This window comes from Methylosinus sp. LW3 (assembly GCF_000527115.1).
Lineage (GTDB): Bacteria > Pseudomonadota > Alphaproteobacteria > Rhizobiales > Beijerinckiaceae > Methylosinus.
Window position 1 is genome coordinate 3568669 of sequence record NZ_AZUO01000001.1, and the last position, 14004, is coordinate 3582672.

Consider the following 14004-nt stretch of genomic DNA (forward strand, 5'->3'; position numbering starts at 1 on the left):
AGGGCAGAGGGCTTCACGCCGCATCGGCGCGAAAGGGCGATCATGAACGCTTTTAGTCGCAACATGCTGCTGGCGTTGGGCGTCGCCGGCTTCGGCTATTTTCTGTGGTCGATCTTCGTGGCCAGCCGCTATCAGGCCCTTTGCGAAATCTCCTATTGGTCTGCGACCGAGGCGCAATTGCGCGCCTGCGACGAGATGCGCTCCTCCCTGCCGAGAAATTGACGAGGCCGCGCCGCGCGCGCATTGCGGAAAATAGAATGAACGCCAGACTCTACGCTTTTGTGGCCCTAGCGCTGCTGCTCGCGCCGCATGCCCACGCCTCGGAAATTCATCTCGATTGCGGACGCACCAATCGAACGGTCGCGATCGACGTCGACACCGGCCGGCGCTTTGTGCAGCTCATTTGGGAGGACGGCGTCGCCGAGGAATATCGCGATGGCGATTCCTATGTCTCCGGCGCGAGCGGCTCCAGCGAGACGCAAAAGGTCACTTATGCGGTCAGCGTGGATAAGGATGCGGTGAGCTTCGGACAGGACCGCGTCTGCGTCGCCGCGACCGGCAAATGCCGAGATCAGCATATTCGCAACCTGCTCGACATGACCGCGGGCACGTTGAAATATGACGATGGCGGCGTCATCGCCGTGATGAAATGCGCGCCTGCGCCGCCGGGCCGCAAATTCTAGAGCGCGTTCCGATCGAACGGTATCGTTCGATCGATCAGAATTCGCTCCAAAAGAGAGATACCTAGAGCATTATCCGATCCGATCGGATCGGATAATGCTCTAGAGACGTCGCCCCATAGAAACGCATCGCTCCGCTCCACCTTGCGCCGGGGCGGCGCGGTCGCCTAAGAGAGCGCATCCGATGCGCGGCTCTCGCGCGCGGCGTTCAATCGAAAAGAGGTTCGCGTGGCCGACGACGAAGACTATGTCTATGACGAAGCGAGCGGCGAATGGGTTCCGGCGTCGCAGCTCGCCGCGGCGGCGGCGCAGGCGAAAGTCGTGAAGGATTCGGCCGGCAATGCGCTCGCCGACGGCGACTCCGTCACCCTCATCAAGGATCTGAAGGTGAAGGGCGCCAATCAGACGTTGAAGCAGGGCACGGTGATCAAATCGATCCGCCTCACCGACGATCCGGAGGAGATCGACTGCCGGCACGACACCATCAAAGGATTGGTGCTGCGGACGGAATTCGTGAAGAAACGCTGAGCCGGTCTTCCGGCTCGCTCGTCAATGCGCCTCCTCGTCGTGGTTTTTTCCATGGCCGCCGGCGAGGCGCTCCGACAGAGCGAAGGCCAGCGTCGAGACGACGAAGACCATATGAATGCCGAGATAGAAATACAGATCCCGGTCATTCATATGCGGCACGTCCATGAAGGCTTCGAGCAATTTGATCGCCGAAATGGCGACGATGGTCGAGAGCAGCTTCAGCTTCAGCTCGGAGAAATCGATCGAGCCCATCCAGTCCGGCCAGCCGGGCTGGCTGTCCGTGTCGACCCTGGAGACGAAATTCTCATAGACCGACAGCATGACCGTCACCACCAGAGCGCCGGTCAGAGTCATGTCGATGAGGTCCAGCACCAGCAGGGTCATGTCGGATTCGGCGGCGGTGAGGAGATGCGCCGTCGCCTCGTAGAGATGGACGCCCGCTTTATAGAGCAGCTCCAAGAGCCCAACCGCCAGCATGACGAAGAAGGGCGCGAGCAGCCAGCGCGACATGAACAGGAAGGATTCGAAAAAGCGCTTCATCTTCGACTCGTTCTCGTGGGGAGGCGACGGAGCCGTACACGAATTCGCCGCGCCGGCCAAGCTCAGGGGACCGGCGCGCGCGCCGATCGCCCCTATGCCCGCGGAATCGCCTTGACCCCTGCGGTCGTCTCCCGTAACGTCTACTCCGTTATTTCACCTGGAGCGGGCCGTGAAGGGCATTCTTCTCGTAGGCAGGGCGCTGGAGACGGAGCGGGTCTGAACCCGAGCTTCCGCCGCTGGCGCTTATCCGAGGCCCTCCAGGGGGCCTTTTTTATTGCCTATGGGGGCGCGCCCGCGCAGTCCTATGTCTCGAGGGTCGAGAAAAGCGGAGCTGGAGAGAATGGCGAAGCAGATGACCGGAGCGGAAATGGTGGTCGAGGCCCTGAAGGATCAGGGCGTCGAAGTGCTTTTCGGCTATCCCGGCGGCGCCGTCCTTCCGATCTATGACGTGCTCTTCCATCAAGAGAAGGTGCGGCACATTCTCGTGCGTCACGAGCAGGGCGCGGCCCATGCGGCGGAGGGCTACGCCCGCTCCTCCGGCAAGCCGGGCGTGCTGCTCGTCACCTCCGGCCCCGGCGCCACCAACACCATCACCGGCCTCACCGATGCGCTGATGGACTCCATTCCGCTGGTCTGCATCACCGGCCAGGTGCCGACGCATCTCATCGGCTCCGACGCCTTTCAGGAATGCGACACGGTCGGCATCACGCGCCACTGCACCAAGCATAATTATCTGGTGAAGAATATCGCCGATCTGCCGCGCATCCTGCACGAGGCGTTTTACGTCGCCTCCAGCGGGCGGCCCGGGCCGGTGGTCATCGATATTCCGAAGGATGTGCAATTCGCGTCCGGGACCTATACAGGCCCGCGCAATGTGCATCACAAGACCTATAAGCCCAAGCTCGACGCCGACACGGACGCCATTCGCCGCGCGGTGAAGATGATGGCCGCCGCCAAGCGCCCCATCTTGTACACGGGCGGCGGCGTCATCAATTCCGGCCCGGCGGCCTCGACGCTGCTGCGCGAATTGGTGTCGCTGACCGGCTTCCCGATCACCTCCACGCTGATGGGCCTCGGCGCCTATCCGGGCTCCGGGCCGAACTGGCTCGGAATGCTCGGCATGCACGGCACTTTCGAGGCCAATAACGCCATGCACGACTGCGATCTGATGATCGCCGTCGGCTCGCGTTTCGACGATCGCATCACCGGAAGGCTCGACGCTTTCTCGCCCGGCTCGAAGAAGATCCACATCGATATCGATCGTTCCTCGATCAATAAGAATGTGAAGGTCGATCTGCCCATCGTCGGCGATTGCGGCCATGTGCTGGAGAGCATGGTGCGCATCTGGCGCGCCGAGGCGATGCACGCCGAGAAGCAGCCGCTCGACGCCTGGTGGAAGAAGATCGACGAATGGCGCGACCGCAAGTCGCTGGCCTTCCGCAATTCGGACAAGGTCATCAAGCCGCAATACGCCGTGCAGCGTCTCTATGCGCTGACCAAGGATCGCGATCCTTACGTCACCACCGAGGTCGGCCAGCATCAGATGTGGGCCGCGCAGCATTATCATTTCGACGAGCCCAATCGCTGGATGACCTCCGGCGGGCTCGGCACCATGGGCTATGGCCTGCCGGCGGCGATCGGCGCGCAGCTCGCGCATCCCAAATCGCTGGTCGTCGACATCGCCGGCGAGGCGTCCATTCTGATGAACATTCAGGAGATGTCGACGGCGATCCAATATCGCCTGCCGGTCAAGGTGTTCATCCTCAACAATGAATATATGGGCATGGTGCGCCAGTGGCAGGAGCTGCTGCACGGCGGGCGCTACTCGCATTCCTATTCGGAGGCGCTGCCCGATTTCGTGAAGCTCGCCGAGGCCTTCGGCGCCAAGGGCATTCGCTGCTCCGACCCCGCCGATCTCGATCGCGCTATTCAGGAAATGATCGACTATGACGGGCCGGTGATTTTCGACTGCCTCGTCGAGAAGGGCGAGAATTGCTTCCCGATGATCCCCTCGGGCAAGGCGCATAACGACATGCTGCTCGCCGATCTCTCCGACGACGCCGGAATCGAGCTCGGCTCGATCATCGACGAAAAGGGCAAGATGCTGGTGTGAGACGAGCGAATAGCGAGTAGCGAATAGAGCTGCTCCGCTTTCGACTACTCGCTACTCGCTATTCGCTGGAAACGGACACATGAACGCTCCCCTCTCCCCGCCCTCGCCCTATTCCTCGCCGACGTCGCGCTCCAATGTGGAGACGCATACGCTCGCCGTGCTGGTCGACAATGAGCCGGGCGTGCTGGCGCGCGTCGTCGGCCTGTTCTCGGGCCGCGGCTATAATATCGAGAGCCTGACAGTGGCGGAGGTCGCCCATGGCGAGCATCTCTCGCGCATCACCGTCGTCACCTCCGGCACGCCGGAGACGATCGAGCAGATACAGCATCAGCTCGAGCGGCTGGTGCCGGTTCATAAAGTCACCGATCTCACCGTCTCCGCCCGCTCGCTCGAGCGCGAGCTGGCCATGGTGAAGGTGCGCGGCAAGGGCGAGGAGCGCAACGCCGCGCTGCAGCTTGCCGAGGCCTTCCGCGCCCGCGTCGTCGACGCCACGACCGAGAGCTTCATCTTCGAGCTGACCGGAAAGCCCAATAAGATCGACGAATTCGTCGATCTGATGCGCCCGATCGGCCTCGTCGAGGTCTCGCGCACCGGCGTGGCGGCGATCTCCCGCGGGCCAGACCCGATCTGACCGCGCAAATCCTTAATTTTTGACCTTCGCGCGCTGGACGCGTAGAAAGGTCTGCGAAATGCGCTCTCGTCCTGCGGTTCTTCCCGAGACGAGAGAAAAGCCACGTAAAATCAATCAGGAAACCGACTCCACCGGCGCGACCGGCGGTTGCGGAGTTCTTGAAGACTAGCGACGGCCGACTGTCGTCCTGCGGGGGAAAGCGAGAATATGCGCGTCTATTATGATCGGGATGCCGACATCAATCTGATCAAGGGCAAGAAGGTCGCTGTGGTCGGCTATGGCAGCCAGGGCCACGCCCATGTCCTGAACCTCAAGGATTCCGGCGTCACCGAGGTCGCGGTCGCGCTGCGCAAGGGCTCCGCCTCCGCCAAAAAGGCCGAGGGCGCCGGCGTCAAGGTGCTGGAGGTGGCCGAGGCCGCCAAATGGGCCGATGTCGTCATGATGCTGACGCCGGACGAGCTGCAGGGCGAGATCTACGCCGCCGAGCTCGAGCCGAATCTCAAGCCCGGCGCCGCGCTGTTCTTCGCCCATGGCCTCAACATCCACTTCAACCTCATCGAGCCGCGCAAGGATCTCGACGTCATCATGGTCGCGCCCAAGGGTCCCGGCCATACGGTGCGCGGCGAATATCTGAAGGGCGGCGGCGTGCCCTGCCTCATCGCCGTGCATCAGAACGCCTCCGGCAATGCGCTCGAGCTCGGCCTCTCCTACGCTTCGGCGATCGGCGGCGGCCGGGCGGGCGTCATCGAGACCAGCTTCCGCGAGGAATGCGAGACCGATCTCTTCGGCGAGCAGGTGGTGCTCTGCGGCGGTCTCGTCGAGCTGATCCGCAATGGCTTCGAGACTTTGGTCGAGGCCGGCTATGCGCCGGAAATGGCCTATTTCGAGTGCCTTCACGAGGTGAAGCTGATCGTCGACCTCATCTATGAGGGCGGCATCGCCAATATGAATTATTCGGTCTCCAACACTGCCGAATATGGCGAATATGTCACCGGCCCGCGCATCGTCACCAAGGACACCAAGGCCGAGATGAAGCGCGTGCTCGAGGATATTCAGTCCGGCAAGTTCACCCGCGACTGGATGCTCGAGAACAAGGTGAGCCAGACATCCTTCAAGGCGACCCGCGCCCGCAACGCCGCCCATCCGATCGAGGAGGTCGGCGGACGCCTGCGCGCGATGATGCCCTGGATCGGCAAGAACCGGCTGGTCGACAAGGACCGCAATTAGAGCGCTTCCGATCGGGCGCACGATCCGATCCGATTGGATCGTGCTCTCGTGGAGCGTGCGAAGGAGAGCGCCATAGGGAAGTTCAGCTCGGATCGAACGCAACGTCGAGAGAGGAGCGGCCGGGGCGCCGCCCTTGCGACGGAGAAGCGCGATGCAGCCGAAAATCGACGCGCCTGACGAAGAGGAACGTCGCAAATTGAGACGCAATGTCTTCGAGATCACACGCCTGCGCATGTCGGGGCAGATCGAGGAGATGTTGCGCTATTTTGCGCCGGACGTGATCGTTCGCTATCACGCCACCAAAGAGGGCTTGTTTCTTCCCGGCGTCCTTCACGGCCGCGAGGCGTTTCGCGAGAATATTCGTCTCACCGACGTCGACTACGAGCCCCTCGGCAGCGAGGTGCTGGACATTTTGGTGGACGGCTCCATGACGGCGGTGCGGTGGCGCAACTCCTGGCGCCATCGCAATTCCGGCCGCACGGCGACGATGGACATGGCGCATTTCCTGTCTTGGCGAAACGGCATGGTCATCGAAGTGTTCGAGTATCTCGATTATCACGGCTGGAATCCCTTCAGCGACGAAGCGCTCATCGAAAGGGACTAGCGCCGCCCCTGAGAAGAAAGCGCGAATCGAGGCGCGTATGACCGATATCGAAGAGCTTTTCACCCATCGCCCGCCGGGGCTGGAGCGCGACGAAATCCGTCGCCGCCTCGATTTGCTCGCCTCGCAGCCGGCCGAGAACGGCGATTTCAGCGTGATCCACGAGCTGTTCTCGCCGGATGTCGTCTGCGAGTTCGTCGGCGACAAGACGCGCATCCCCTATGCCGGGCGCCATACGGGCATCGACGCGCTGCTCAATATATTGCGCGCCATCAACGTCGACTTCTGCCAGTCGGAGCCGATGATCGACGATGTCGTCATCGACGGCGGCCGCGTCGCGCTCCGGCGCAGCGTGCGCTGGCGCCATCGCGGCACCGGCCTCGAGGGCCGCGTCGACCTCGCCGATTTCGTACGTTTCGAGCACGGGCTCATCGTCGAATTGATCGAGTTCCGCGATTCGATCAGCATTCTCAACATTCAGGGCGAGCCCTCCTGGCCCTGACCCTGCCGTCCAGATCCTGAGCCGCCCCTTCTGGCCCTAGCCGAGGCTCCGCCCCACCCATGCGATTGCGCTTTTTCACGCTCGACGTCTTCACGACGCATCGTTTCGCCGGCAATCCGCTCGCCGTCGTGCTCGGCGCGGACGGGCTCGACGCTGCGACGATGCAGTCCATCGCCCGCGAGCTCAATCTGAGTGAGACCGTCTTCGTGCTGGAGCCGCGCGATTCCATCAATACGGCGCGGCTGCGCATCTTCACGCCGCTGCGCGAATTGCCCTTCGCCGGCCATCCGACGATCGGCGCGGCGATCCTGCTCGCGACGCAGCGCGCGCCGGAGATGCTGACCCGCAATGGAATCGTCATCGCGCTCGAGGAGGAAATCGGGCTCGTCCGTTGCGACGTGGTGAGGGACGCCTCCCGCGCCATTCTCGCGCGCTTCGTCGCGCCGCGCCTGCCCCTCCCCGGAGCGCCGGCGCCGGAGACCGAACCGCTGGCCCACGCGCTCGGCCTCTCGGCCGCGGACATAGGCTTCGCCCGCCACATCCCCTCGCGCTTCTCCGCCGGGGTGGAGTTCGTCTTCGTTCCGCTCTCCTCCCGCGCGGCGCTGGATCGCGCGCGGCCGGACCCGGCGCTCTTTCCGGCCGTCATGGGCGAGGCGGTCGGCGCCTATCTCTACACGAGCGAGACAGTGGAGCCTGCGAGCGCGGTCTGCGCGCGAATGTTCGCCAATGGCGTCGGCATAGGCGAGGACCCGGCCACCGGCTCGGCCGCCGCGGCCTTTGCCGGCGTCGCTCACGCCTTCGAGGCGCCGGAGGATGGCGAGCACGAATTCGTCATCGAGCAGGGCTACGCCATGGGCCGCCCCTCCCGCATCATCCTCGGCTCGCGGATCGAGGCGGGCCGTCTCGTCGCAGTCACAGTGGCGGGACATGCGGTGGAAATGCAACGCGGAGAATTGGAATTATGAGCGGCGAGATCGAGATCGCCAGCGCCGCCGCCCTGCATTGCGTGCTCGAGCCTCATGATTGGGCCTTCGATCGGCTGCGCGGCGCGGAGATCGACGCCCATTGGGCCACGCGCCGCGCCGCTGTCCCCTCGCTCTATGATGGGCCTGTGCTGCTCGCCCATGGAGTCTCGCGCGGGGAGAATGGGACGCTCGGCGTCAGATTCTTCACGACGCGCTTCTCGCGCTTCCTCGCCTGGCGGGATTTCGGCTTTCCGGGCGGCGGCGTGCATAATTGCTTCTCCATGCCGGCGCTGCGCTCGTCGGACGGCGCCTTTCTGCTCGGCGAGATGGGGGCGGATCATTCCGCCGCCGGGGCGATCTATTTCCCCGCCGGAACGCCGGACCCGAGCGATCTGCGCGACGGGATCGTCGATCTCGAGGCCAATCTGCTCCGCGAGCTGGAGGAGGAGACCGGCATTGCGGCGCATGAGGTGCGGCTTTCGCCCGACTGGACCATCGTCTTCGCCGGGCCGCGCGTCGCTTGCATGCGAATCGCGCAATCGCCGCTTTCCGCCGCCGCGCTGGAAGAGCGCGTGACCGCCTTTATCGCCGCGCAAAACAAGCCGGAGCTGGCCGGCGTGCGCATGGCCGCGCGGCGCGCCGACCTCGCCGAGCCGCGAATGCTTCACTTCATCCGCCGTTTTCTCGAGCCGCTGCTGCCCACATGAGCAAATGGGGGCTGAATTTCCTTGCGGCGCGGTGTAGATTGTACGTCATGAGCAAAGTGCAAGCGATCGGCGGCCATGTGGCGCGGCCGGGCGGACAGACTCCGCCCGAGGACTGCGCGCGCGCCATTCGCGGCGCTCTGCTCGGCCGCTCGCTCGTGCTCGTCGGCATGATGGGCTCCGGCAAGACCTCCATCGGCCAGCGCCTGGCCCAGCGCCTTGGCCTGCCCTTCAAGGACGCCGACGCCGAGATCGTCGCCGCCGCGGCCGGCATGTCGATCCCCGATATTTTCGCCAAATATGGCGAAGCGCATTTCCGCGATTGCGAGCGCCGCGTCATCGCCCGCCTGCTGGCCGGCGAGCCCTGCGTGCTGGCGACCGGCGGCGGCGCCTTCATGGACGAGACCACCCGCCTGCGGGTGAAGGAGCGCGGCGTCTCGCTGTGGTTCGACGCCGCCCATGACGTGCTGCTGCGCCGCGTGCGCCGCAAGGGCGACCGGCCGCTGCTGCAGACGAGCGATCCCGCCGCCGTGCTGCGCCGGCTGATGGACGAGCGCTATCCGGTCTACCGCCAGGCCGACATCGCCGTGCTCTCCCGCGATGTGGCGCATGAGGTGATGGTCGAGGAGACCATCGCCGCGCTGCTGGCCTTTGCGCATGGCGCGCCGGAGAGCGCGACCACACGAGGATTCGACAGATTCATGACGTCACGCACGCCGCCCGCCCCCGTCGAGCCGCAGACTGTCGAAGTGGGGCTCGGCGACCGCGCCTATGACATCATCATCGGCGCCGGGCTGCTCGAGCAGGCGGGCGAGCATCTCGCGCGCATCGCGCCGGGCGCCGCCTGCGCCGTCGTCACCGACGCCAATGTCGCGCGGCTGCAGCTCCCCGTGCTGCGCCACAGCCTGGCGAAAGCCGGTATACGCACCGCCTCGATCATCGTCGAGCCGGGCGAAGCCTCCAAATCCTTCCCCGTCTTCCAGCGCGTCTGCGAGGAGATTTTGGAGGCCCGCATCGAGCGCGGCGATGTGGTGCTGGCGCTCGGCGGCGGCGTGGTCGGCGATCTCGCCGGCTTCGCGGCGGCGAGCGTGCGGCGCGGCTCGCGCTTCGTGCAAGTGCCGACGACTCTGCTGGCGCAGGTCGACTCTTCCGTCGGCGGCAAGACCGGCATCAACACGCCGCAGGGCAAGAATCTCGTCGGCGCCTTCTATCAGCCCTCGCTGGTGCTGGCCGATGTCGACGCTCTGGCGACGCTGCCGCTGCGCGAGTTCCGCGCCGGCTACGCCGAGGTCGTCAAATACGGCCTCATCGACGACGCCTTCTTCTTCGAATGGCTGGAGAACAACGCCTCCGCCGTCTTCGCCGACCGCGCCGCGCGCGTCGAGGCGATTTCGGTGAGCTGCCGCTCTAAGGCCAAGATCGTCGCCCGCGACGAGACCGAGCAGGGCGATCGCGCTCTGCTCAATCTCGGCCATACTTTCGGCCATGCGCTGGAGCGGCTCGTGCGTTACGACGGCGAGCGCCTCGTCCATGGCGAAGGCGTCGCCATCGGCCTCGTCTGCGCCTTCCGCTTCTCGGCGCGGCTCGGCCTGTGCAGCCTGCAGGACGCCGAGCGGGTCGGCCGCCATCTCACTCGCGTCGGCCTGCCGACTCGCATTCGCGACATTTCCGGCTGGCGCGACGACGCCGACGCCATGCTCGACGCCATGTTCCAGGACAAGAAAGTCGAGAAAGGCGCGCTCACCTTCATTCTGGCGCGCGGCATCGGACGCTCCTTCGTCGCCAAGGGCATAGACGTGGATCAGCTGCGCAGCTTCCTCAAAGACGAAATCGCGCGCGAGTAGCCCTATGCATGGCGGAGCGGAGGCTGGCCTCGAGAATGTCGACATCTGGGTCGCGTCCCTGGTGGTTTTGCTGTGCGTGCTTCTCTCGGCCTTCTTCTCCGCCTCCGAGACGGCGCTGACCGCCGCCTCCCATGCGCATATGCACTCGCTGGAGAAGGAGGGCGACCGCCGCGCGGTGGTGGTCAATCGCCTGCTGCGCCAGCGCAATCGCATGATCGCGGCGCTGCTGCTCGGCTCCACTCTGGTCAATATCGGCGGCTCGGCCTTCACCACCAGCGTGCTCGTCTATCTCACCGGCGAGAGCGGCGCCGTCTACGCCACCATCATCATGACGGTGCTGCTGCTGGTCTTCGCCGAAGTCCTGCCCAAGACGGTGGCGATCAACCATCCCGACCGGCTGTCGCTGCGCGTCGCCCGCATCATCAGCGTGTTCGTCGCCGTCTTCGGCCCGCTGCTCTTTGCGGTGGAGGCCTTCGTGCGCGGCGTGCTGAAGCTCGCCGGCGTCGAGATCGGCCATGGCCGCACGCTGCTCTCGCCCTATGACGAGTTGAAGAGCGCCGTCGACATCATGCATGAGGAAGGAACCGTCGAGCGCAATTGGCGCGACATGTTCGGCGGCGTGCTCGATCTTCAGGTGCTGCATGTCGCCGATGTGATGATCCATCGCACCAAAATGCGCACCATAGACGCCGATCTGCCGCCCGAGCAGATCGTGCGCGAGGTTCTCGCCTCGCCCTTCACGCGCATGCCCTTGTGGCGCGACCGGCCCGATAATTTCATCGGCGTCATCCACTCCAAGGATTTGCTGCGCGCGCTGGATGCGGCGGGAGCGGATTTTTCCAAGCTCAGCATAGACGATGTCGCGCTCGAGCCCTGGTTCGTCCCGGAATCGACGACGCTCGAGGATCAGCTCGAGGCCTTTCTCAAGCGCAAGACGCATTTTGCGCTCGTCGTCGACGAATATGGCGAGGTGATGGGCCTCGTCACGCTCGAGGATATTCTCGAGGAGATCGTCGGCGATATTCGCGACGAGCACGATCTCGCCATGCAGGGCGTTCGCCCGCAGGAGGACGGCTCGGTGCTCGTCGACGGCGCCGTGCCGGTGCGCGATCTCAATCGCGTCATGGAGTGGAGCCTCCCCGACGAAGAGGCGACGACGATCGCCGGCCTCGTCATCCATGAGGCGGCGGCCATTCCCGAGGCGGGGCAGGTGTTCAACTTCCACGGTTTCCGCTTCGAGGTGCTGCGCAAGATGCGCAACCGCATCACCGTGCTGAAAGTGACCCCGACCGAGGCCCGAGAGCCCGACTGACGCGCGCCGGACTGACGCGCGCCCGGCTCACGCAGCGCTCTCTTCGGCAGGCCCTTCGTCGAAGCGCCGCCGCGCCGCGACAATCGCCGGATGGCTCTGCTCCGCCCAGCGAATGAGCGCGGCCAGCGGCTCCATCATGGCGACGCCGAGCGGCGTCAGCCGATAATCCACGCTCGGCGGCTTGGTCGGATAGACACTGCGCGCGACCAGCCCGTCCCGCTCCAGCGTGCGCAGCGTCTGCGTCAGCATGCGCTTGGAAATATCCGGCGTCGCACGGTTGAGCGCGCCGAAGCGCTGCGGCCCGGCGGCCAGCGCGATCAAAATCAGAGTCGTCCATTTGTCGCCGACGCGATCCAGCACATCGCGCACCGGACAGCGGCTCGCATCCAGCGCCAACTCTCGCCATTCGTCGAATTTGCGCGCGAGCTCCTCCCGCGCAGTCATCGAGACGGTTCCCTCGGCGTCGCCTTGTCCCAAAAAACTGCCTCCTTCACGGGCTCAATAGTCTCGTCTAGAGACCTTATATCAGAAACGAGACCGAAAGGAACGCCGCCATGACCTCCTCCGCTCACCCGCGCATTTTCGTCACCGGCGCGACCGGCCAGCTCGGCCGGCTCGTCATTGGCGCGCTGCTGCGAAGCGTTCCGGCGACGCGCATCGTCGCCGGCGTGCGCCGGACCGACAGCGACGCCGCCCGCGATCTCGCCGCCCTCGGCGTGGAGCTGCGCATCGCCGATTATTCCCGCCCGGAGACGCTGACCCCGGCCTTCGCGGGCGTGGAACGGCTGCTGCTGATCTCCTCGAGCGAGGTGGGCCAGCGAACGGCGCAGCACCGCAATGTCATCGAGGCGGCGACGCGGGCCGGCGTCGGCCTCCTCGCCTATACGAGCCTGCTGCGCGCCGATGTTTCGCCGCTGGCGCTGGCGCAGGAGCATCGCGAGACGGAAGCGCTCCTGCGCGCCTCGGGAACGCCTTTCGCGTTGCTGCGCAACGGCTGGTATACGGAAAATTACGCCGCCTCCATCGCCCCGGCGCTGGCGCATGGGGTCTTCATCGGCGCCGCCGGCGAGGGCCGGATCGCCTCCGCCGCGCGCGCCGATTACGCCGAGGCCGCGGCCGCCGTGCTGACGGGCGCGGATCAGGCCGGCCGCATCTATGAGCTGGCCGGAGACGAGGCCTATACGCTCGGCGAATTCGCGGCCGCGATCAGCGATGTCTCGGGACGAAAGATCGCCTATCAGAACCTGCCCGAAGCCGATTTCGCCGGCGCTCTCGTCGGCGCCGGCCTGCCGGGCGCATTCGCCGCTATGCTGGCCGATTCCGACGCAGGCGCGGCGAAAGGCGCGCTGTTCGACAATGGCCTCCAGCTCAGCGCGCTGATCGGCCGGCCGACGACGCCCGACGCCGTCACCATCGCGCAGACATGGGCGCCTCTCGCCGCCGCCCACAAATGACGCCTCGTCGTGATCGGTGATAAGCTTCTCGGATGAACAAAGCGGCGGATTTCTCCACGGTCACGGTCGGCTCTTCTCGCCGCGTCGCCTTCGGCGATCATCTGCCGCTCGCCCTCATCGCCGGCCCCTGCGCGCTGGAGAGCCGCGCGCAGGGCCTCGAAATCGCACAGGCGCTGGCCGAGCTCGCCGAGCGGCTGAGCATTGGCGTGGTCTTCAAAGCCTCTTTCGACAAGGCCAATCGCAGCTCCGGCTCCGCGGGACGCGGCCTCGGCCTTGCCGCCTCTCTGCCGATCTTCGCCGAGATCAAGGAGCGCTTCGGCCTTCCCATCCTCACCGACGTGCATGAGACGACGCAATGCGCGCCTGTCGCAGAGGTTGCGGATATTCTGCAAATCCCCGCCTTCCTCTGCCGGCAGACCGACCTTCTGGCGGCGGCGGCGCGCACGGGGCGCGTCGTCAATGTGAAGAAGGGCCAGTTTCTCGCGCCCTGGGACATGCGCCACGCGATCGACAAGCTGCGCGCCGAGGGCGCCGCCGGCGCGCTGGCGACCGAGCGCGGAACCAGCTTCGGCTATAACACCCTCGTCTCCGATATGCGCGCGCTCCCCATTCTCGCCGAGACGACCGGCGTTCCGGTCATTTTCGACGCCACACATTCCGTGCAGCAGCCGGGCGGTCTCGGCGCGGCCTCCGGTGGTGAGCGGCGCTTCGTCCCCGTGCTGGCGCGCGCGGCTGTGGCGGTGGGCGTCGCCGGCCTCTTCATCGAGACGCATCCCGATCCAGAAAGCGCTGTCTCCGACGGACCGAACATGATCGCGCTGCGCGATCTGCCGGCGCTGATCGAGGCGCTTCTCTCCTTCGATCGGCTGGCGAAGGCGCTCGCGTCATAATCGCGCGCGTCAT

16 protein-coding genes are annotated in these 14004 nt (G+C 65.4%); 14 read left to right on the forward strand and 2 right to left on the reverse strand.

All coding sequences use genetic code 11. The features are described 5' to 3' along the window. Positions 1-42: 42 nt before the first annotated feature. The 3 genes from METLW3_RS0117870 to METLW3_RS0117880 all read left to right on the forward strand — a co-directional run bounded on the left by METLW3_RS0117870 (position 43) and on the right by METLW3_RS0117880 (position 1208). Positions 43-222: a hypothetical protein gene (locus METLW3_RS0117870; protein WP_108917330.1), complete on the forward strand. Its 180-nt coding sequence runs from the start codon at positions 43-45 to the stop codon at positions 220-222. Positions 223-257: 35 nt separating this feature from the next. Further along, positions 258-683: a hypothetical protein gene (locus tag METLW3_RS0117875; RefSeq protein WP_036309006.1), complete on the forward strand. Its 426-nt coding sequence runs from the start codon at positions 258-260 to the stop codon at positions 681-683. Positions 684-908: 225 nt separating this feature from the next. Continuing rightward, positions 909-1208: an alkylphosphonate utilization protein gene (locus tag METLW3_RS0117880; RefSeq protein WP_024881197.1), complete on the forward strand. Its 300-nt coding sequence runs from the start codon at positions 909-911 to the stop codon at positions 1206-1208. A gap of 21 nt (positions 1209-1229) precedes the next feature. Here METLW3_RS0117880 and METLW3_RS0117885 read toward each other — a convergent pair whose 3' ends face one another. Then, positions 1230-1748 carry a TIGR00645 family protein gene (locus METLW3_RS0117885; RefSeq protein WP_024881198.1) on the reverse strand — a complete coding sequence of 173 codons (519 nt, stop codon included), beginning with the start codon at positions 1746-1748 and terminating at the stop codon, positions 1230-1232. Between the two features lie 340 nt (positions 1749-2088). Between METLW3_RS0117885 and METLW3_RS0117890 the strand changes: the two genes are divergently transcribed. The 9 genes from METLW3_RS0117890 to METLW3_RS0117930 all read left to right on the forward strand — a co-directional run bounded on the left by METLW3_RS0117890 (position 2089) and on the right by METLW3_RS0117930 (position 11647). After that, on the forward strand, positions 2089-3861 hold the full coding sequence (locus METLW3_RS0117890; protein ID WP_024881199.1) for an acetolactate synthase 3 large subunit: 1773 nt from the start codon (positions 2089-2091) through the stop codon (positions 3859-3861). 79 nt (positions 3862-3940) lie between these two features. Beyond that, a complete protein-coding gene (gene ilvN / locus METLW3_RS0117895) occupies positions 3941-4492 on the forward strand; it encodes an acetolactate synthase small subunit (protein WP_024881200.1) in 552 nt (183 codons plus the stop codon). A gap of 207 nt (positions 4493-4699) precedes the next feature. After that, positions 4700-5719 (forward strand): ketol-acid reductoisomerase, encoded by a 1020-nt coding sequence (gene ilvC / locus METLW3_RS0117900; RefSeq protein ID WP_024881201.1) that lies wholly within the window; start codon positions 4700-4702, stop codon positions 5717-5719. A 151-nt stretch (positions 5720-5870) separates the two neighbouring features. Next, on the forward strand, positions 5871-6323 hold the full coding sequence (locus METLW3_RS25835) for a nuclear transport factor 2 family protein (protein WP_036309010.1): 453 nt from the start codon (positions 5871-5873) through the stop codon (positions 6321-6323). A gap of 37 nt (positions 6324-6360) precedes the next feature. Further along, entirely contained in the window at positions 6361-6822 is a 462-nt protein-coding gene (locus METLW3_RS0117910; protein WP_024881202.1) for a nuclear transport factor 2 family protein, read from the forward strand. 59 nt (positions 6823-6881) lie between these two features. Then, entirely contained in the window at positions 6882-7787 is a 906-nt protein-coding gene (locus tag METLW3_RS0117915; protein ID WP_024881203.1) for a PhzF family phenazine biosynthesis protein, read from the forward strand. Then, positions 7784-8494, forward strand: coding sequence for an NUDIX hydrolase (locus METLW3_RS0117920; protein WP_024881204.1), 711 nt, complete (start codon positions 7784-7786; stop codon positions 8492-8494). The genes METLW3_RS0117915 and METLW3_RS0117920 overlap by 4 nt, the downstream gene beginning before the upstream one ends. 47 nt (positions 8495-8541) lie before the next feature. Further along, a complete protein-coding gene (aroB, locus tag METLW3_RS27635) occupies positions 8542-10335 on the forward strand; it encodes a 3-dehydroquinate synthase (RefSeq protein WP_024881205.1) in 1794 nt (597 codons plus the stop codon). A gap of 4 nt (positions 10336-10339) precedes the next feature. Beyond that, positions 10340-11647, forward strand: a complete 1308-nt coding sequence (locus METLW3_RS0117930; RefSeq protein ID WP_024881206.1) for an HlyC/CorC family transporter — start codon at positions 10340-10342, stop codon at positions 11645-11647. 27 nt (positions 11648-11674) lie between these two features. Here the strand turns inward: METLW3_RS0117930 and METLW3_RS0117935 are convergent, their stop codons facing one another. Next, positions 11675-12091, reverse strand: a complete 417-nt coding sequence (locus METLW3_RS0117935; RefSeq protein WP_198022802.1) for a helix-turn-helix domain-containing protein — start codon at positions 12089-12091, stop codon at positions 11675-11677. Positions 12092-12201: 110 nt separating this feature from the next. Between METLW3_RS0117935 and METLW3_RS0117940 the strand changes: the two genes are divergently transcribed. After that, the gene (locus tag METLW3_RS0117940; RefSeq protein ID WP_024881208.1) at positions 12202-13101 is read left to right on the forward strand and encodes an SDR family oxidoreductase; all 900 of its coding nucleotides are present in this window, start codon (positions 12202-12204) and stop codon (positions 13099-13101) included. 32 nt (positions 13102-13133) lie between these two features. Further along, the gene (gene kdsA / locus METLW3_RS0117945; protein WP_024881209.1) at positions 13134-13991 is read left to right on the forward strand and encodes a 3-deoxy-8-phosphooctulonate synthase; all 858 of its coding nucleotides are present in this window, start codon (positions 13134-13136) and stop codon (positions 13989-13991) included. The last annotated feature ends 13 nt before the right edge of the window (positions 13992-14004 follow it).

Excerpts from the sequence above, each read along its gene's own strand:
- METLW3_RS0117870 (WP_108917330.1), top strand. The coding sequence starts at position 43 with ATGAACGCTTTTAGTCGCAACATGCTGCTGGCGTTGGGCGTCGCCGGC.
- METLW3_RS0117875 (WP_036309006.1), top strand. The coding sequence starts at position 258 with ATGAACGCCAGACTCTACGCTTTTGTGGCCCTAGCGCTGCTGCTCGCG.
- METLW3_RS0117885 (WP_024881198.1), bottom strand. The coding sequence starts at position 1,748 with ATGAAGCGCTTTTTCGAATCCTTCCTGTTCATGTCGCGCTGGCTGCTC.
- METLW3_RS0117890 (WP_024881199.1), top strand. The coding sequence starts at position 2,089 with ATGGCGAAGCAGATGACCGGAGCGGAAATGGTGGTCGAGGCCCTGAAG.
- ilvN (WP_024881200.1), top strand. The coding sequence starts at position 3,941 with ATGAACGCTCCCCTCTCCCCGCCCTCGCCCTATTCCTCGCCGACGTCG.
- ilvC (WP_024881201.1), top strand. The coding sequence starts at position 4,700 with ATGCGCGTCTATTATGATCGGGATGCCGACATCAATCTGATCAAGGGC.
- METLW3_RS25835 (WP_036309010.1), top strand. The coding sequence starts at position 5,871 with ATGCAGCCGAAAATCGACGCGCCTGACGAAGAGGAACGTCGCAAATTG.
- METLW3_RS0117910 (WP_024881202.1), top strand. The coding sequence starts at position 6,361 with ATGACCGATATCGAAGAGCTTTTCACCCATCGCCCGCCGGGGCTGGAG.
- METLW3_RS0117915 (WP_024881203.1), top strand. The coding sequence starts at position 6,882 with ATGCGATTGCGCTTTTTCACGCTCGACGTCTTCACGACGCATCGTTTC.
- METLW3_RS0117920 (WP_024881204.1), top strand. The coding sequence starts at position 7,784 with ATGAGCGGCGAGATCGAGATCGCCAGCGCCGCCGCCCTGCATTGCGTG.
- aroB (WP_024881205.1), top strand. The coding sequence starts at position 8,542 with ATGAGCAAAGTGCAAGCGATCGGCGGCCATGTGGCGCGGCCGGGCGGA.
- METLW3_RS0117930 (WP_024881206.1), top strand. The coding sequence starts at position 10,340 with ATGCATGGCGGAGCGGAGGCTGGCCTCGAGAATGTCGACATCTGGGTC.
- METLW3_RS0117935 (WP_198022802.1), bottom strand. The coding sequence starts at position 12,091 with ATGACTGCGCGGGAGGAGCTCGCGCGCAAATTCGACGAATGGCGAGAG.
- METLW3_RS0117940 (WP_024881208.1), top strand. The coding sequence starts at position 12,202 with ATGACCTCCTCCGCTCACCCGCGCATTTTCGTCACCGGCGCGACCGGC.
- kdsA (WP_024881209.1), top strand. The coding sequence starts at position 13,134 with ATGAACAAAGCGGCGGATTTCTCCACGGTCACGGTCGGCTCTTCTCGC.